The 17,796-nt window shown below is 39.9% G+C and carries 16 protein-coding genes; 8 read left to right on the plus strand and 8 right to left on the minus strand.

Going from position 1 to position 17,796, the window contains the following annotated elements; all coding sequences use genetic code 11:
- Positions 1-236: 236 nt before the first annotated feature.
- Complete coding sequence (locus H7R46_RS19520; protein ID WP_005071152.1) at positions 237-653, plus strand: NF045616 family extracytoplasmic (lipo)protein; 417 nt, start codon at positions 237-239, stop codon at positions 651-653.
- 53 nt (positions 654-706) lie between these two features.
- Here H7R46_RS19520 and H7R46_RS15065 read toward each other — a convergent pair whose 3' ends face one another.
- The 4 genes from H7R46_RS15065 to H7R46_RS15080 form a co-directional block, all read right to left on the minus strand.
- Entirely contained in the window at positions 707-1,198 is a 492-nt protein-coding gene (locus H7R46_RS15065) for a flavin reductase (RefSeq protein ID WP_000249487.1), read from the minus strand.
- Between the two features lie 188 nt (positions 1,199-1,386).
- Positions 1,387-2,430, minus strand: coding sequence for a methionine synthase (locus H7R46_RS15070; RefSeq protein WP_000735359.1), 1,044 nt, complete (start codon positions 2,428-2,430; stop codon positions 1,387-1,389).
- Positions 2,431-2,451: 21 nt separating this feature from the next.
- Positions 2,452-3,438, minus strand: coding sequence for a DUF1852 domain-containing protein (locus H7R46_RS15075; RefSeq protein ID WP_000031350.1), 987 nt, complete (start codon positions 3,436-3,438; stop codon positions 2,452-2,454).
- A gap of 369 nt (positions 3,439-3,807) precedes the next feature.
- A complete protein-coding gene (locus tag H7R46_RS15080; protein WP_005071157.1) occupies positions 3,808-4,680 on the minus strand; it encodes a LysR family transcriptional regulator in 873 nt (290 codons plus the stop codon).
- A 255-nt stretch (positions 4,681-4,935) separates the two neighbouring features.
- On the opposite strand from H7R46_RS15080, the gene H7R46_RS15085 reads away from it, so the two are divergent.
- Positions 4,936-5,544, plus strand: a complete 609-nt coding sequence (locus H7R46_RS15085) for a LysE family translocator (RefSeq protein WP_005071159.1) — start codon at positions 4,936-4,938, stop codon at positions 5,542-5,544.
- 150 nt (positions 5,545-5,694) lie between these two features.
- Here the strand turns inward: H7R46_RS15085 and H7R46_RS15090 are convergent, their stop codons facing one another.
- Genes H7R46_RS15090 through H7R46_RS15105 form a run of 4 tightly spaced genes read right to left on the minus strand, consistent with a single transcriptional unit; the run spans position 5,695 to position 9,855 of the window.
- Positions 5,695-6,741, minus strand: a complete 1,047-nt coding sequence (locus H7R46_RS15090; RefSeq protein ID WP_005071162.1) for an AbrB family transcriptional regulator — start codon at positions 6,739-6,741, stop codon at positions 5,695-5,697.
- A gap of 49 nt (positions 6,742-6,790) precedes the next feature.
- Positions 6,791-8,290, minus strand: coding sequence for a tripartite tricarboxylate transporter permease (locus H7R46_RS15095; protein ID WP_005071163.1), 1,500 nt, complete (start codon positions 8,288-8,290; stop codon positions 6,791-6,793).
- A gap of 12 nt (positions 8,291-8,302) precedes the next feature.
- On the minus strand, positions 8,303-8,749 hold the full coding sequence (locus tag H7R46_RS15100; RefSeq protein ID WP_078224226.1) for a tripartite tricarboxylate transporter TctB family protein: 447 nt from the start codon (positions 8,747-8,749) through the stop codon (positions 8,303-8,305).
- Positions 8,750-8,802: 53 nt separating this feature from the next.
- Entirely contained in the window at positions 8,803-9,855 is a 1,053-nt protein-coding gene (locus H7R46_RS15105) for a Bug family tripartite tricarboxylate transporter substrate binding protein (protein ID WP_005071167.1), read from the minus strand.
- 793 nt (positions 9,856-10,648) lie between these two features.
- Here H7R46_RS15105 and H7R46_RS15110 point away from each other — a divergent pair.
- From H7R46_RS15110 to tcuB, 6 genes are all read left to right on the plus strand, one after another.
- The gene (locus H7R46_RS15110) at positions 10,649-11,578 is read left to right on the plus strand and encodes a LysR family transcriptional regulator (RefSeq protein WP_005071169.1); all 930 of its coding nucleotides are present in this window, start codon (positions 10,649-10,651) and stop codon (positions 11,576-11,578) included.
- Positions 11,579-11,855: 277 nt separating this feature from the next.
- Positions 11,856-13,166, plus strand: a complete 1,311-nt coding sequence (locus tag H7R46_RS15115; protein ID WP_005071170.1) for an MFS transporter — start codon at positions 11,856-11,858, stop codon at positions 13,164-13,166.
- A 91-nt stretch (positions 13,167-13,257) separates the two neighbouring features.
- Positions 13,258-14,052, plus strand: a complete 795-nt coding sequence (locus H7R46_RS15120; protein WP_005071173.1) for a substrate-binding domain-containing protein — start codon at positions 13,258-13,260, stop codon at positions 14,050-14,052.
- Between the two features lie 132 nt (positions 14,053-14,184).
- Entirely contained in the window at positions 14,185-15,114 is a 930-nt protein-coding gene (locus tag H7R46_RS15125; RefSeq protein WP_005071175.1) for a LysR family transcriptional regulator, read from the plus strand.
- 103 nt (positions 15,115-15,217) lie between these two features.
- A complete protein-coding gene (gene tcuA / locus H7R46_RS15130; protein ID WP_005071178.1) occupies positions 15,218-16,624 on the plus strand; it encodes an FAD-dependent tricarballylate dehydrogenase TcuA in 1,407 nt (468 codons plus the stop codon).
- Positions 16,614-17,747, plus strand: a complete 1,134-nt coding sequence (gene tcuB / locus H7R46_RS15135; protein ID WP_005071180.1) for a tricarballylate utilization 4Fe-4S protein TcuB — start codon at positions 16,614-16,616, stop codon at positions 17,745-17,747. Before tcuA ends, tcuB begins: the two co-directional genes overlap by 11 nt.
- Positions 17,748-17,796 lie beyond the last annotated feature (49 nt).

The following is a 17,796-nucleotide window of genomic DNA, read 5'->3' on the forward strand; positions in this document are numbered from 1 at the left end:
GGCAATGTAGGCCAGCACGCAAAGCATAATCTGAGAGTTTAGAGGTGTCAATGTAGCTTTTATGACAAGTATTTAAATTTCTTATTATTTTTCATTAGATTAACTTAATTATTATTTTAGATATTATATTTAATTGTATTTATTTATTTTTTAAAAAGAGTCAGATACGGTAAGCTAAACCACATGAATTTTACTTTTTGATTTGGAATATTTTTTAGAACTTTACGAGAACATAAATGATAAGACTATCTTCAAAGTCCATTTTAATATTAACAACTGGGTGTTTGTTAAATGGCTGTAGCCAAGGCCCTCTTCCATTAGAAGTTACGCTACATCAAGATTATGTATGTGCCTTTACCAATAACCCTAAAAAAACAAATTATTCTTTTGATAAGAAATTTTTGATTTTTATGGGGAAAGTGGACTACCAAAACGGATTTAAAAGTTCTTATGAGAAAGAATATTTAAATGCCCCTCTGCCTATAGAAGAAAAAGATTGTGTAAAAATTCCTCTAAAAGAATTTGAAAAGAATGTGGTTTATGACATTACTTTGGATACATACAAAACTTTCGATACACGTATTTGTGTAGTAGAACATAACAATAAGCTAGAAATTCGAGAGCCTGAACCCGGTGAAACAACTTGTAAATAGGCTTGTTCCTAGGTCCTCATTTCATCCTTTCAGAAACAACAAAACAGGTGGGATTAGACAATCTCGGTCTGCCCCACTTGGTGATAAGCACGGTTAAAATAAACCAAACTTTGGTCATGTTGGCTTTGTTTAATCGCTACAATCGGACATATAAAAATTGTGTGTGTACCGACTTGTTGAATTTGCTCAATCTCACAATCGAAACTTACCAAAGCATCATCTAACACAGGTGAACCCGTTTCTAACTCAATCCATGCGCCATGTTTAAAGCGCTCTTCTGGTGTGAGCTTAGATGAAAATGCTTTTGAAATATGTTCGTGATGCGCGCCTAAAACATTCACAGTTAAGATTTTGTTATCTAGGAAATGTGCATGTGAACTCGCAGATTGGTTCATACACACCAATAATGTCGGAGGTGTGTCGGTCACACTACAAACAGCAGAGGCAGTAAATCCAAAACGGCCAGACATGCCTGCCGTAGTCACAACACTAACTGCACTTGTGAGTAAAGACATTGCATTTCTAAAGTCTGTTGCTTGAACCATGACATTATTCCTAAATTGAACCGTACCTTGTCCTGAGTGTTTGCTATACCGCTCAACTCCATCAGGAAGGTACTTTATCGACATGCATTCTGATGTAGAACGACATGTAGTAAGTAAAATGAGGGTTACTTGTTTGATTATCAACTGCCATCAAAAAAGTAACCCTTTATACCACTTATTGGTAAATATTAAGCAGTAAGATCATAACCAGTCAGTTCTCGGCGAACGATTTCTGCACCTGCACTTAAAGCATTTAACTTGCCACGTGCCACTTCACGAGAAAGAGGTGCCATGCCGCAGTTTGTGCAAGGGTAAAGCTTGTCAGAGTCTACAAACTGAAGCGCTTTACGTAGTGTGTTAGCCACTTCTTCTGGTGTTTCAATCTGGTTAGATGCAACATCAATTGCGCCGACCATTACTTTTTTACCACGAATGAGTTCGAGTAAATCGATAGGCACATGTGAGTTGTGACATTCTAACGAGATGATATCAATGTTAGACGTTTGAAGTTTCGGGAAAGCTTCTTCGTATTGACGCCATTCTGAACCTAATGTCTTTTTCCAGTCAGTGTTGGCTTTAATGCCGTAACCATAGCAAATGTGCACCGCAGTTTCACATTTTAAACCTTCAATTGCACGCTCTAAAGTCGCGATGCCCCAGTCATTTACTTCGTCAAAGAATACGTTAAATGCAGGTTCGTCAAACTGAATAATGTCTACACCAGCAGCTTCTAACTCACGCGCTTCTTGGTTTAAGATTTTTGCAAATTCCCAAGCAAGTTTTTCACGGCTCTTGTAGTGGCCATCGTAAAGCGTATCAATCATGGTCATTGGGCCAGGTAACGCCCATTTAATTGGCTGATTGGTTTGCTGACGTAAAAACTTCGCATCTTCAACAAACACAGGCTTTTGACGAGACACCGCACCAACTACAGACGGTACGCTTGCATCGTAACGGTCACGAATACGAACTGTTTCGCGCTTCTCAAAATCTACGCCATTTAAGTGTTCAATAAATGTCGTCACAAAGTGTTGGCGAGTTTGTTCGCCATCGCTCACAATGTCGATGCCAGCAAGTTGTTGTTCGTGCAATGCCAAACGTAACGCGTCTTTTTTACCTTCAACTAAGCCTTCGTTTTCGAGTTTCCAAGGTGACCAAAGCTTTTCAGGTTCTGCAAGCCAAGACGGTTTTGGTAAGCTGCCAGCAGTTGAAGTTGGTAATAATTTTTTCATGATCAATGACCCGTATGTTGATTAATTAGGAGCGTAATTAGCAGACCACTGCTCAAGAATCGCTTGGTATGGTTTGATAAATTGCTCTTCAACAAACTTCCCCTGCTCAATAGCCAAACGGCTACGTTCTTCACGGTCATACACAATTCGAGTAAGTGAATAATCTTCGTGTTTCAAGCTTGGTTGATAAGATTTTCCAGCCACTGAATTTGCGTTGTAAATTTCAGGACGGTAAATCTTTTGGAACGTTTCCATCGTACTAATGGTACTAATCAACTCAAGGTTGGTGTAATCACTCAACAAATCGCCTGTAAAATAGAACGCTAACGGCGCAACGCTATTTGGCGGCATGAAGTAGCGAACTTTTAAGCCCATTTTTTGGAAATATTCATCAGTTAATGAATAATCTTCTTGCTTGTATTCAACACCTAAAACTGGATGTTCGTTTTCAGTACGGTGGTACTCTTTAGTCGTCGAAACGCTTAAGCAAATCACAGGTGCCTTTTTAAAGTTGGCTTTGTAAGTTTCAGAGTTAATAAAGCTCTTAAACAAGTTACCGTGCAATTCACCAAACTTTTCTGGCGTGCTAAAAGTCGACTTGTTTTTGTTGTGATCTAACAACAGCACACTAAAGTCATAGTCACGTACATAAGACGAGAAGTTGTTGCCTACAATACCTTCGATGCGTTCATTGGTTTTCTTATCAACAATATTGGTTTTCAATATTTCGATGAGAGGAAGCCCGCTAGTACGGTTTTCGGCATCAATGTTCATTTCAACTGAAATGATTTCAAGTTCAACGCCATAGCGGTCACCTTTAGGGTTGTCCCAATGAGCTAAGGCATTGAAACGATTGTCGATCATCTGCAATGTATTGCGCAAATTCTCTTCGCGGCTCATCCCTCTTGCCAAGTTAGCAAAGTTGGTTGTAATACGTGTATTGTCTGCTGGACGATAGTTCTCATCGAAACAAATACTCTTAATCGTAAATGTAAATTCTTTACTCATTGTGATCAGTACCCTAATTTCTGAGATAAAACCTAAATAAAAACTTTTTGCTCTTTCTAAACTTTTCCAGACTTGTCAGATTTGTGCCTTATGGTCTTATCAAAGTGAATTACTGGAGCGCTTCAGAGCATGAATAGATTTATACCGCAATCAGAACATGAATAAAAATGATTTAGTCTCATTACAAACTGAGTGAAATTCATGTTTAGGATTTAATAAATAAGTATGAAGTTAAATATTTTTCATCTTAGAGAATGTTAGACAGGAGAAATTCAATATACGGCGCTCAAGCAGCGCTTTAATAAATTAAAATATTTATCATTATTTTCAGAAACTTATTAAGAAAAATTCAATTTTAAAAGAATCAACTTAAAGTAATATGTACTGACTCTCATTCATCTCTGTTTTTAGCCATTCTAAAAATATGGTTTTACGTGAATCTTCCTCAAAAGCGCCATGAGAAAGTAAAAAATAGGCTGAATTATCTTGCACAACAGGTGAAATTTTTTTCAGTAAATTCCACTCAAGCTCTTTTTCGATCATATAAATTGAGATGACTGTAGCTCCGAGTCCCGCTAAACAACCTTCTAAACATAGATAAAAATGTTCGAGTTCAACTTTCGTGTAGCCTTTTAAACTCTGCTTTAACTCAGCAATGCGGCTCATACTTTTGAAAAAATTCGGTCTAGAGGTCGAAATGAGTACGTCCTTGGTTTCCGATGGCTTGGTTGCTTGAACGAGAGCGATATATTCATCGGCAATTTTTTCACTATAGATATGCTCTCCCCAATCAAAATCATTTCTGCGAATTGCGATATCAATATTATCTTTTTCAAAATCGACCACGCCGCCTGCGGTAAGTAACACAATCTCAAAATCATGACCAAGTTTTTTAAATTTTAATAATCGTGGAATGAGCCATTTCATAGAAAGAGTCGGTTCACACGACAAGACCAGTTGTTTGCTGTGAGTTTTAGGTTGGCTTAGCTCTATTAAACATTCATCGAGTTGACCAAACACCTGATGGCAACAACTCAATAAAGTTTCACCCTGTTCGGTCATCACAAGTGTTTTATTTTTTCGGTCGAATAAAGTCGTATTTAAAGCTTCTTCTAAATTATAAATCTGTTTACTGACTGCACTTTGCGTCACAAATAATTTCTTTGCAGCTAACGTGACGCTGCCATACTTCGCCACAAAATAGAAAAATTTTAGTGAATTCAGCGATATTCTTTCAATCATTCCAAAAACTCATAGATGTGTAGTCGTTTTTATTGATTTTTATTTTTAGGTTTCTGTTCAAAATAAAAATCATCTTTCTTAAAACCTATTTTAGATGATGAAAAATATATTAGATATCTATATCTATCTTCAAAAATGTAAAGCCCCAATCTTTCTCACAAAAAGAATAACAGCTTTAAGCAAAACAGTTCCCCTCTCAAATACATTCCAAAAAGTACTGATCAACCCCCTCATTTTTAGTGAGGGCACAAGATAATGGCAGAGTTTATTGCGGTTATTCTCATTACGATTTTGGCGGTGGTTAGCCCCGGCGCTGACTTCGCGATTGTGACCAAAAATAGTTACTTGTACGGCAGAAAAATAGGTGTGTTCACTTCACTGGGAATATCGCTTGGCGTGTTGATACATGTAACCTATACACTTGTAGCCGTTGCCTTTGTGATGACTTATACGCCACAAATTTTGAATATTGTTAAGTATATTGGCGCGCTTTACCTAATCTATATTGGCTATAAAACTTTTACTCAAAAACCAGTTTTAGACACTGCGGCTTTAACTTCTTTAGGTACTTTGCAAGCCATAAAATACGGCTTTTTTACCAACGCCCTCAACCCTAAAACCACACTATTTGTGATTAGCACTTATACGCAAATTGTGAGCTTAACTACGCCTAAATCGATTCTTTTGGTTTATGGCTTTTTTATGTATTTTGCCCATTTTGTATGGTTTTCACTGGTGGCGGTGCTGTTCTCATCCATGCTACTGAGACAGAAAATGTTAGCCAAGCAAGTACAGATTAATAAAGTGATTGGCTCTATTTTATGTGTATTAGGCGTGATTTTGCTTTTTACTAAGTTTCAGTAGAGGTACTTGATTGCTAAAGCGATAATAAATACAGAGCATCGCTTTAGCTTATTTTGTTCAATAGATTAAGACATTACATGACTTAACCATGTAGACACTAACCATAGATATTCCTCCACCTAAACGTTCTCTTCAGTCGTCTAAGAGGTCTTACTTTTTAGATTTAAAAAACAATTGCAGACTGTATTGATAAAAAAAGCGTGTAGTGAGAATTACGAAAATTAATCTTGAGAGTTGAAAGGAAACGACGATGGGTACTGCGAGTCCGAGAGCTTTAGCCATCAGTGACATTTCTGCGATGCCTCCGGGTGAAAGGCCTAAAATCAAGATTTGTTTTTCTGTATGACTTAAATTAACCAGTAATAAAGCAACGCTGATCGATAACGCTAAAGCCAGTAAATTGAATATCAGTGTGATTCCAATAAATTTTTTATTTTTCCTTAAAAAGCTAAATGGAAATTTGCTACCTAATGACCAGCCAATACAGACTTGACCAAAGGCAGTAAACCATTCAGGCAATTTCATCTGAAGTATTCCACAAAATGACAATAACCCAATAATGGCGAGTGGCCCCAAAATCCAAGCATTCAAAAGATTAAAAAATTGAAAAACCTTACCCACAAACAGAGCCAGACAAAACAGTAATACAACCTGAAAAAAGCTAAATTGATCCGACACTGGTATCTTTAAACCAGTCCATTGAACATGAAAATAAAGCTCCATAAAAATTGGAACCAGGACAACCAAAATCACAATTCTCAAACTATGGGCAGCAACGACTTTATCGACTTGAGCTTGATATCGTTCTGCAATATTCACCATTTCACTAGCGCTACCAATCGCAGAAGAAAACCATGCAGTTGCCCAATCCAAGGCATTAACTCGATATTGCAATCCAGCCAGCAACGTACCCAACACAAGTGACCATGCCAAACCTATGAGGATAAAGCCCCAATATGCTGCCACTGCCTGTACCAAAGCTGGTGAAAAGTATAGGCCTAAAGCCATACCAATAATAACCTGCCCTATGCGTCGCCACTGGGGATCACAGGCAAGTGGATGACCAACACTACCGAACAATAAGGCCGTCAATAAAGGTCCAAGCAACCAAGGCAAGGGAATATGCAAGTATTTGGCAATTAAAGCTCCGACCAGAGCAATTGCTAATCCTTTGAGATTTGAGCTTATTTTTTCCATAATTCAGAGCAATAATAGCCAACCAATGCTGACTATTATTGCTGTCCTATTAAGCTTGTTGCTTTTTGATAAACAAGTATTTACGAACGATTGGCAAGATCAATAATAATCCTGACATGATCCAAAGTCCTATACTAATGTTACTGCTCCATAAGACATTAAGTTCCCCTTGAGAAATTGAAAGTGCACGGCGCAGATTCGATTCCATTAATTCGCCAAGTACAAAACCAAGAATCAGCGGTGCCAATGGGAAATCAAATTTTCTGAGAATATATCCACATACACCCAAGCCCATACATAACAACAAGTCAAAGATATTGCTATGAATAGCATATACACCAACAAAACTCACACTTGCGATGATCGGAATCAGAATGTAATTAGGAATACTCAGCATGCGGGCAAAGAAGCCTACCAATGGCAAGTTCAATACCAACAGAATGATATTACCCACCATAAGCGATGCAATCAGCGACCACACCAATACAGGTTGCTGAACAAATAACTGCGGACCTGGTGCGATGTTGTACATAAGCAACGCGCCCATCATGACCGCAGTCGTCCCCGAGCCCGGTACACCTAGTGTCAACATGGGAACAAATGAACCACAAGCGGCTGCGTTATTCGCACTTTCTGGTGCAGCAAGCCCACGTAAATCACCTTTACCAAACTTGCTACTATCCTTTGCCATTTTTCGCTCAGTGGTATAGGCCATTGCACTTGCAACGGTTGCGCCTGCTCCTGGAAGAATACCCAAGAAGAAACCAATCACTGAACTGCGGATAATAGCAACCAACGAGAAAAAGAACTCTTTAAGATTAAAAAGAGAACGCTTTCCTTGTTTTAAAGCAACTTGACCAATTGTCGTACGTTCGAGCATTAATAGGATTTCGCTTACACTAAATAAGCCAATAACCAAAGTAGTAAAAGCAATACCGTCACTTAAACCCACACTGTTAAAGGTAAAGCGATATACACCTGTAATTGCATCCATCCCTACAGTTGAAAGTGCTAGGCCCATGAGTGCCATAATTAAAGTTTTAAAAGGCTGCGTACTAACCAGACCAGTTAAACAAACAATTGCAAAGACCATCAGAGCAAAATATTCAGCGGGACCAAACGCAATTGCCCATTTCGCCAATATAGGAGCAAACAGCACAATCCCAATAAAGGCAACCGTACTTCCAACAAAGGAACTAACCGATGACAAAGACAATGCGATTCCTGCCTTACCTTGCTGTGCCAATGGATAACCATCTAACGTGGTCATAATGGCTCCAGCATCTCCGGGTACGTTTAACAGAATCGCTGAAATACGTCCGCCATATTCACAGCCCAAATAAACTGCTGCCAATAAAATCAAGGCACTATCTACGGGTAAACCCAAAGCGTAAGCAAACGGCAATAAAATTGCCACACCATTAATTGGACCTAACCCCGGTAATAAGCCAACAATCGTTCCAATAAATGCGCCAATCAAAGCAATTAAAAGATTCTGTGGTTGTAAAGCAACCTCAAAACCCATCATTAAAAAACTTAATACATCCATAGCGGGTCATCCTTAACCAAAAAATCCAAGTGGTAACGGCACATCCAAGAAACGGTCAAACATATAGTAGGTACTCATACTAAGTACCAAACCTGTCACCAAAACCGGTATGGTTTTGCCATGGAAAAGTTTGCCCACTGCAATGGTCATCAACAGGGTTGCAACAATAAAGCCGAGCCATTCAAAAACTAATGCATATAGCGTTAAAGCCACCACACACAACACTAACTTAACGACTAGATGTTTTGTCCATCCCAATTCCACGGGTTCAAACATAATGGCCGGTCGAATAGTGAGATACGCTGCACTCGCTGTAATTAAGCCCATTAATAAAATAGGAAAAGCTTTAGGGCCCACTGGATCGTAGGAAATTGGGGCTTCAAAATTGCTCGCATAAATCAACAAAAATAACCCACAAACCGTAATAATGGCGGTAAGAATCCGTTCAGATTTCATCATCTATCCTCAGAAAAAAACTGAGCTGAAAATAGTTTCTCAACCCAGCCGATTTGTTATTGTGATAATTTATATTCTTGCGATAACTGCCGCATTTCCGCGGTCTGTTTATAAACATAAGCTTTGAGTTCTTCACCTGTCAGCTGAAATGGGAGTAGATCCTGATTTTCACGGACTGCGTCAAATTTCTGGTTAGCCATCATTTTATCGAAGGCATTTTTCCACCAACCATAAGCTTCATCACTGACCTTTGGCCCCATATAGAAACCACGGATCACCGGCCACTCAATGTCATAGCCTTGCTCTTTTGCAGTAGGTAATTTTGAGAACTTCCCGTCTAAACGCTTGTTAGCAAAAACTGCCAATACCCGAATATCACCAGACTCTAGGTATGAACTGACTTCACTAATATTGCCTACCCCAACTTGAATATGCTGTCCCAGTAATGAAGTCAGCACTTCCCCACCGCCTTCAAGTGCAACAAATCTTAAATCGGCAGGACTAATACCTGCTTTTTTTGCCAACATTGCTGTTTGCATCCAGTCTTGACCGCCCACACTTCCGGCACCACCAAAGCTAAGTGCTTTTGGGTTTTCTCTGAGTGCTTTCATCAAGTCATCAAGGTTTTTCAATGGTGAGTCTTTATGTACCGAAACCAGACCATAATCGACGGCGACGCCAGACAACCATTTCACATCTTTTTCAGTGAAGTGTCCGAATTTTCCTTGTGCTAAGTTCAAGAGTGAACCAGTGGAAAATGCAACCACGGCATTATTATTCGCAGGGTCACTGTTTACGATTTTGTTATAGGCTACGGCACCTACCCCACCCGGCATATAGGTTACGCGTATTGGATCTTTGAGCTGGTCTGTTTGTTTAAAGCCAGATTGAATCAATTTACAGGTCATATCAAACCCGCCACCCGGCTTGGCTGGTGCTATACATTCCGGACGTTTTGGCTGACCCGCCTCTTTAGAAGCATTTCCTGAACCACACCCAGCCATTGTCACACTGACGCATGTTAATGCGAGTAAAGTTAAATTTTTCATGTTACATACATCCTTATAACGTTTTGCTCTATTCATATTTTGATTTTTACCAATCTCCATAATCGACCTCCTTGGCACGATCATGCTTATTGGTTTTTAGTTTTGGTCTTATGTTTGAAATGCGCTTTTCACAGCGAATTTCAGTAATGCAGCGTTACTAAAAAAATTACGAATCAATCGACTGAAAGAAATAGCTAAGTAGAGGGAAAGTTAGGACAATCACCAGATCTATAATGAGAATTAAAACCTTTGCAGAAATATCTAAAAATGCTACGGTTAAATAATACTGATGAATAACAATAAGATAGTAAAAACGTAATCTATTGAGTTGTCTTTTGCATATCCATGCTATGGGTAACGTTAATATTTAAAAAAATAAACCTATTTACCCAATCTTCCCTTCTGATCAAATGAGCTAAATACTCATATATTTTTCCAATAGTTATTGAATCAGTTACTCTTCTTCATAATTTGAAAATCCATCATATTTTCTAATGCATCATGCATTTAATGTGCTCCTTTTTTTCATTTGAAAAGATTAAAGCACAGATCAAGAAAACATCGTGATACCAATAAATTAAAGGGGGCATTAGTAAAATTAAATAGGTTAAAAGTCTAATAAAAGAGCATGGGAGAGACTGAAAATTTAAGGGTAAATTTATCGTAATAATAAATAAAAGTTAGAGGAGAAATTTTAATATTAAAGTTGAAAAAGATCGTTTTTATTATTTTTAGAATATCAAATTAAAGATCTTTTTAATGGATTGCTGTTAATATTAAAGCACATGATAGATTTCCCAATCCTTCATATCTGTATAAATTAAATCAAGGATGATGAGCGAACACATTTATTATGGAAATCAAACAAATAAAGTATTTTTTGACTGTGGTTGAAGCAGGTAGTATTGGTAAAGCTGCCCAAAAACTCGATGTGGGTGCTTCTGCTATTAGCCAGCAAATTAGTAAATTAGAACAAGAGCTAAGCATTCGCCTATTACAGCGTAATGCCTTTGGTGTAACCCCCACTCCAGCAGGTCTCGCCTTTTTAAAACATTCTCAACTTATTTTACGTCAAGTGAACTTCGCGGTAGATGCTGCTCATTCTGCACGACTGTCTGGACATGTCAGCCTTGGCTTTCCACCGACGATTACTGCTTTGATTGGTATCCCTTTAATGAAACTAATGTCTGAACGTTACCCAGATATTCGTTTAGAGATTGTGGAAACACTATCGGGTAATCTAATTCAGTCTATTAACTCGCGTCAGCTCGATATCGCCATTATTTTTACCAATGAAATTGATAAACAGTGGTCGATTCAACCCTTGGTACGCGAGCAAATGTATTTAATGGCACGAAAGGAAGTTCTAGAAGAATATGGTCTTGCCGATTGCATCAAAAGTGGTGTGATTCAGTCTCAACAAATTGGAGACCTTCCTTTAGTACTACCACGTCAGCGCCATAGCTTAAGAAAGTTGCTTGAGCACAAGATTGGTCAGCTTAATGTCGTCTATGAAATTGATGGCCTACACTTACTCATGGACAGTCTAATTCACCTCGACCTTGCCAGCGTCCGCCCAGGTAGCGCTTGTCTACAAGAGTACAAACATAAGCTTCAATTACTCAAGTTAGTAGACCCTGAAGTTGAACGAATCAATTACTTGGTAAGCCTTGCCGAAGAAGAATTATCACCTGCAGCACTTGCCGCAAAGTCAGCCATTAAGGCCTGTGTGAAAGATTTGATTCAAAACCAGATTTGGCCATGTTCGGAAATTATTTTATAAAGAGTCATTAATTTTATTAAATACCTAATTAATTTTGCCCTCTCACTCCCTCCTGCTTTTTGAGATTACATTTTCGTCCGAATGATAAGTGGTTTTCCGCTTATCGAAATATAGATGTGTAGTTTGAACTGGAAACAAGGCATCACATTTTCTGCAAAGGACCTCGCTAAATCTCATCTCTAACCCATTTGCTCTTTAGATTTATTGATTGAATCAATTTAGGTCCAGCCTCGAAAATCGTGAATGTTTCCATTTTGTCAGGCCAAGGAGGTCTCCAATGGATGTCGTGAATAACCGTAGGGCTACTTTTAAAAAAATATTAAATGTAACGAGTGGCAACTTTTTAGAGCAGTACGACTTTTTTCTTTTTGGTTTCTATGCCACTTATATCGCAGCAAAATTTTTCCACTCTGAAAATGAATATGTCTCTTTAATGATGACATTTACTGTGTTTGCTGCGGGCTTTCTTATGCGTCCTCTCGGCGCTATTTTCTTGGGCGCTTATGTCGACAGAGTTGGTCGACGCAAAGGTCTCATTGTTACTTTAAGCCTTATGGCCATCGGAACCATCTTAATTACCTTTGTACCGGGTTATGAAACTATAGGTATTATTGCGCCGATTTTGGTGGTGATTGGACGTCTATTACAAGGCTTCTCGGCAGGTGTTGAATCTGGCGGTGTTTCTATTTATCTAGCAGAAATTGCAACGGATAAAAATCGTGGATTTATCACAAGCTGGCAGTCTGGCAGCCAACAAGTTGCTGTTGTATTTGCTGCATTACTTGGCTACTGGCTCAACACCATCTTAACTACTGCTCAAGTGGGTGAATGGGGCTGGCGTATTCCGTTCTTAATCGGTTGTTTGATTATTCCTTTAATCTTCTTGTTCCGTCGTACTTTAGAGGAAACTGAAGACTTTAAATCGCAAAAGACTCATCCTTCAACAAAAGAAATTTTCAGCACACTGGCAAGCAACTGGCGCATTGTACTTGCAGGTATGATGATGAGTGCGATGACGACGACCACGTTCTATTTCATTACGGTTTACACCACAGTGTATGCAAAACGTACTTTAGAAATGTCAGTAACAGACAGTCTTTTAGCAACCGTGTTTGTTGGTTTGTCTAATTTCTTCTGGTTACCAATGGGTGGTTTGCTTTCAGACAAAATTGGTCGCCGTCCAGTACTAGTCGGTATTACTACACTTGCTCTCTTTACAAGTTATCCAGTTTTAAATTGGTTAGTGAGCAACATTAGCTTCTCAAACCTTCTAATTACGCTTGCTTACTTCTCGTTCTTCTTTGGTATGTACAACGGAACCATGGTCGCAACCCTTGCAGAAGTGATGCCAAAACGTGTGCGTACAGTTGGTTTCTCTTTAGCGTTCAGTCTTGCAGCCGCTATTTTTGGTGGTATGACACCAATGGCTTGTACCTTCCTTGTCGAAAACACAGGCAACCCAAGTACCCCTGCTTTCTGGCTCATGCTTGCTGCGGTCTGTAGCCTCATCTCAAGCTTGTATCTATGCCGCGGTTCTAAACAGAAAAATACTGACGCGATTGCTGAACCTGCAAAAATTAGCGCTTAAAACAACTACTACTTAACCTGAAATTTTAATGAACAGTACGGCAGATCTTACGTCTCCGTACTGTGTTCTCCTGTCATTAAAGCGAGATACTATGAAAAAGTCCCCTATCTTCATGACCATTTGCCTAGCTAGTGCTGGCTTAGGCTCAACTCTTGCTAACGCAGATACTATAGAAGTAATTAGCTCAGGTGGTTTTTATTCATCTATGGAAAAACTCATTCCATTATTTGAAAAACAAACAGGCCATACTGTGCATCTCTCGTCTGGTTCATCAATGGGTGCATCACCAACTGCAATTCCAAATCGACTCGATCGTGGTGAACGTTTTGACGTGGTGGTCTTGGCTGCTCCTGAACTGAGCAAGCTCGCAGAAAAGGGTTATGTAGACCCAAATTCACAAAGTGCTTTAGTGAATTCAAGCATTGGCATGGCTGTGCCTAAAGGGGCACCAAAGCCAGATATTAGTTCTGCAGAAAAATTTGAAAAAGTTTTATTAAATGCCAAGCATATCGGCTATTCAGCAAGTGCGAGCGGTACGCATCTTGAAAAAGATGTTTTCCCAAGCTTCCCGCCTGTCGAGTACAAAGTAATTTCAAGTAAGGCAGAAAAAGTAGTTGGTGACCGCGTTGCAAAACGTATCGCCGAAGGCCAGTTTGATATTGGTTTCCAGCAAATTAGTGAAATCAAACCTTTTACAGGCAAATATGGACAAGTTGAATTAGTCGGCCCAATCCCTGCACCGTATCAAAAAGTGACGGTATTTGCGGCAGGCATTGGTAAAAACTCGGAACATGCAAAAGTCGCAAAAGAGTTAATTAAATTTGTGAAATCGCCACAAGCAACACAAATTATTGAAGAACAGGGTCTTGAGCAGGTTAAAGAATAAAAGCTCTAAAAGGCAACATCTTGAGGTGATGTTGCCTTTACTCTATTGCCAGTTTACTCAAAGCAATAGAGTAAAAACTATAGCGACAAACCAGTGTAGAATTAATCCATAAAGGTTAATGTAGTATTTGCCGTGGAACTGAAACAATTAAAGTATTTTATTGCAGTGATCGAGTCAGGAAGCTTGGGTAAAGCTGCAAAAAATCTCGATATTGGAACTTCTGCATTAAGCCAGCAAATCTCAAAATTAGAAAGCGAGCTTTCTATTCGCCTTTTACAACGTACCGCTTTGGGTACGGTTCCTACCCCTGCGGGCTTAGCTTTTTTTCAACAAGTGCAACTGGCACTTAGACACCTAGACCATGCCGTAGACTCTGCGCATTCTTCACGTTTAAGTGGCCACGTCACCGTCGGTTTTTCGCCGAGTGTTGCAGCAGTTATTGGCACGCACTTTTTAAAACTCATGAGAAATCGTTACCCCGACATTAAAGTCCGTTTAATCGAAGGCTTATCGGGTGACCTCAAAGCCTTGGTTAATGCAAGGCAGCTCGATGTTGCCATCATCTTTAGTGATGATGTTGACCCACAGTGGGCCATACAGCCTTTAGTCAAAGAACAGATGTTTTTAATCTCACCTAAAGAAGTGCTGAGTGAGTACCATCTTGAAAGCTGTATCGATACTCAGACCATTACTCATTCGCAGCTTAAAGAACTTCCTCTGATTTTACCGAGTCAACGACATGGACTGCGTTTATTGCTCGAACAGAAAATTCATCAGCTTAAAGTGGCTTATGAAATTGATGGACTACATTTGTTAATGGAAAGCATCAGCCAACTGGAAATGGCAACCATTCAACCTGCGGGTGCATCGTTAAACTCAAGGCAAGACTTGTGTTTGCTACGCGTTGTAGAACCTGCCATTGAGCGTATTAACTATTTAATTAGTCTCTCTGAAGAAGAACTCTCGCCAGCTACTTTAGCTACGAAAGTGGTGATTCGTGCCTGTGTAGCAAACTTGATTAATGAAAAGCGCTGGCCCAGTGCGAAACTCATAAACACTTAAGCTGTTAGTGTTTATTTTTACTAAACACCCATTCAAGCCTAGCCTCTCACTTCGCCTTCCCTTTTAAAGCTACATTAGCCCTAGCTGAGAAAGGGAGAAATCCATGCATGATGTGATTGTAATTGGTGGTGGGAATGCCGCACTGTGTGCCGCGCTCACGGCAAAAGAAAGTGGCGCTTCTGTGCTTGTGCTAGAAGCAGCACCTAAAGAATGGCGCGGTGGTAACTCACAACACACTCGTAACCTTCGCTGCATGCATGATGCTCCTCAAGATGTATTGGTCGATGCCTATCCCGAAGAAGAATATTGGCAAGACCTACTTAAAGTGACTGCGGGAAAAACCAATGAACATTTAGCTCGTCTGGTCATTCGTAGCACTGCAACCTGCCGCGACTGGATGCGTAAACATGGTGTGAATTTTCAGCCACCGCTATCGGGTGCTTTGCATGTTGCACGTACCAATGCATTTTTTATGGGCGGCGGTAAAGCCCTCATTAATGCGTACTACCGTAGTGCCCAAGAACTTGGCATCGAAATTTTATACAACACAAAAATTAAAGATCTAAAGTTAAACCAAGGACACTTTGAAGCCGCAATTGCGGAAGATGGCCGTGTGTTTAAAGCCAAAAGCTGTGTATTGGCCGCAGGTGGTTTTGAGTCAAATCTTGAATGGTTAAGAGAAGCATGGGGGCAAAATGAAAACGGCGAATGGCCTGCCGATAATTTCATTATCCGTGGAACCCGCTTTAATCAAGGCAACTTGCTTAAATTTATGATAGATCAAGGCGCCGATATTATTGGTGATCCATCACAATCGCACTGTGTCGCCGTAGATGCGCGCGCACCCTTATATGACGGTGGTATTTGTACTCGTATTGACTGCGTTTCCTTGGGAATTGTGGTCAATAATAAAGCCGAACGTTTTTATGATGAAGGCGAAGACTTCTGGCCAAAACGTTATGCGATTTGGGGCCGCCTTGTTGCTAAACAACCCCAGCAAATCGCCTATTCCATTATTGATTCAAAAGCCATTGGTCGTTTTATGCCACCTGTGTTTGCTGGCGTAAAAGCAAATAGCATTCATGAGTTAGCCGAAAAAATCGGGCTAGATGTCAAAACCTTATGCCATACCGTAGAAGAATTTAATCAAGCCTGTGTGCAAGGCACCTTTAACCATACCGTTTTAGATGACTGCACCACCGAAAATATTGTTCCCAATAAAACCCACTGGGCCGTTCCTCTCGACCAGCCACCTTTCTATGCCTATGCCCTTAAACCCGGCATTACCTTTACCTATTTAGGTTTAAAAGTCGAAGATGATGCGGCTGTGCGTTTTAACAATAAACCAAGCCGCAACCTGTTTGTCGCAGGTGAAATGATGGCAGGCAACGTACTTGGTCAGGGTTATACCGCAGGCGTTGGCATGTCGATTGGCACGACCTTTGGACGCATTGCCGGAAAAAATGCCGCCCACTATGCACTTTCACAAGGAGTTGAACATGAATGCTAATAGCAAAGCCCTAATTCCAGTTGTTCAGCTCTCTGACCATGAGCAAGAAGTCCAAAGAGCCCTACAGATTTGTAATGCTTGTCGCTACTGTGAGTCTTTTTGCGCTGTTTTTGCAGCCATGACCAAACGCCTTGAGTTTAATCAAGCCGATATTCATTACCTCGCAAACCTGTGCCATAACTGTGGTGCTTGTTTACACGCTTGCCAGTATGCCCCACCTCATGAGTTTGGCGTAAACATTCCAAAAGCGATGGCACAAGTACGTTTAGAAACTTACCAAGAGTTTGCGACCCCTCAGCCTTTAGGTCGACTTTATAAATCTGTGGGTATTCCTTTTGTCTCGGTGTTAACACTTATTTTCTTTTTTTGCATGTTAGCTGTGGTGTGGTACAAAGGTACCGACCTGTTTGCAGGCTATCAAGGTAATTTCTATGCGATTTTCCCGCATAACTTTTTAGCTCTATTATTTGGAGCGACCTTTACAGTTGCCATTGTTCTGCTCGGCATTGGAATTGGCAAATTCTGGCGACAAACTTCTAAAGTCATTCATGGCAAAGTTGAGAAACCCGATCTGGTTCAAGCCACTCAAAATGTATTAACGCTTAAATATTTAGATGGTGGACATGGCAAAGGCTGTAATGAGCAAGATGATCGTTATACACAAATCCGCCGTCTGTTCCATCACCTGACGTTTTATGGCTTTATGCTCTGCTTTGCAGCTACAGGTGTAGCGACGTTATATCACTATTTTCTTGACCTACATGCACCTTATCCTTACCTAAGCTTACCTGTGATTTTAGGCACTTTAGGCGGCATTGGTTTAGTTATCGGACCATCTGGCTTACTCTATTTAAATCTTAAACGCCATCCGTTGCATGGTGACCGTGAGCAAAAACCTGTAGATCGAGGCTTTATTTTCCTTCTACTTATCGTTAGCGCTTCAGGGCTAGCACTCATGGTATTTCGCAATACCCCTTACATGGCACTTTTACTGATTTTCCATTTAGCCACTGTCATGACTTTCTTTATTACCATGCCATTTGGAAAGTTCGCACATGGTTTTTACCGCAGTGCTTCTTTACTCAAATTTGCTATCGAAGAGCGTATTTCGAAGAAGTCATAATTTCATTCAAAAGTATTCACTATCTTGGCATAGTGAATACTTTTATTAT

It is taken from the genome of Acinetobacter sp. BEC1-S18-ESBL-01, from assembly GCF_014169935.1.
Lineage (GTDB): Bacteria > Pseudomonadota > Gammaproteobacteria > Pseudomonadales > Moraxellaceae > Acinetobacter > Acinetobacter pittii.

What these genes read in the sequence shown, in the direction of transcription:
- H7R46_RS15105 (WP_005071167.1), bottom strand. Translation starts at nt 9,855, where the DNA reads ATGGAGATTGGTAAAAATCAAAATATGAATAGAGCAAAACGTTATAAG.
- H7R46_RS15095 (WP_005071163.1), bottom strand. Translation starts at nt 8,290, where the DNA reads ATGGATGTATTAAGTTTTTTAATGATGGGTTTTGAGGTTGCTTTACAA.
- tcuA (WP_005071178.1), top strand. Translation starts at nt 15,218, where the DNA reads ATGCATGATGTGATTGTAATTGGTGGTGGGAATGCCGCACTGTGTGCC.
- H7R46_RS15090 (WP_005071162.1), bottom strand. Translation starts at nt 6,741, where the DNA reads ATGGAAAAAATAAGCTCAAATCTCAAAGGATTAGCAATTGCTCTGGTC.
- H7R46_RS15075 (WP_000031350.1), bottom strand. Translation starts at nt 3,438, where the DNA reads ATGAGTAAAGAATTTACATTTACGATTAAGAGTATTTGTTTCGATGAG.
- H7R46_RS15085 (WP_005071159.1), top strand. Translation starts at nt 4,936, where the DNA reads ATGGCAGAGTTTATTGCGGTTATTCTCATTACGATTTTGGCGGTGGTT.
- H7R46_RS15115 (WP_005071170.1), top strand. Translation starts at nt 11,856, where the DNA reads ATGGATGTCGTGAATAACCGTAGGGCTACTTTTAAAAAAATATTAAAT.
- H7R46_RS15100 (WP_078224226.1), bottom strand. Translation starts at nt 8,749, where the DNA reads ATGATGAAATCTGAACGGATTCTTACCGCCATTATTACGGTTTGTGGG.
- tcuB (WP_005071180.1), top strand. Translation starts at nt 16,614, where the DNA reads ATGAATGCTAATAGCAAAGCCCTAATTCCAGTTGTTCAGCTCTCTGAC.
- H7R46_RS15110 (WP_005071169.1), top strand. Translation starts at nt 10,649, where the DNA reads ATGGAAATCAAACAAATAAAGTATTTTTTGACTGTGGTTGAAGCAGGT.
- H7R46_RS15065 (WP_000249487.1), bottom strand. Translation starts at nt 1,198, where the DNA reads ATGGTTCAAGCAACAGACTTTAGAAATGCAATGTCTTTACTCACAAGT.
- H7R46_RS15080 (WP_005071157.1), bottom strand. Translation starts at nt 4,680, where the DNA reads ATGATTGAAAGAATATCGCTGAATTCACTAAAATTTTTCTATTTTGTG.
- H7R46_RS15070 (WP_000735359.1), bottom strand. Translation starts at nt 2,430, where the DNA reads ATGAAAAAATTATTACCAACTTCAACTGCTGGCAGCTTACCAAAACCG.
- H7R46_RS19520 (WP_005071152.1), top strand. Translation starts at nt 237, where the DNA reads ATGATAAGACTATCTTCAAAGTCCATTTTAATATTAACAACTGGGTGT.
- H7R46_RS15120 (WP_005071173.1), top strand. Translation starts at nt 13,258, where the DNA reads ATGAAAAAGTCCCCTATCTTCATGACCATTTGCCTAGCTAGTGCTGGC.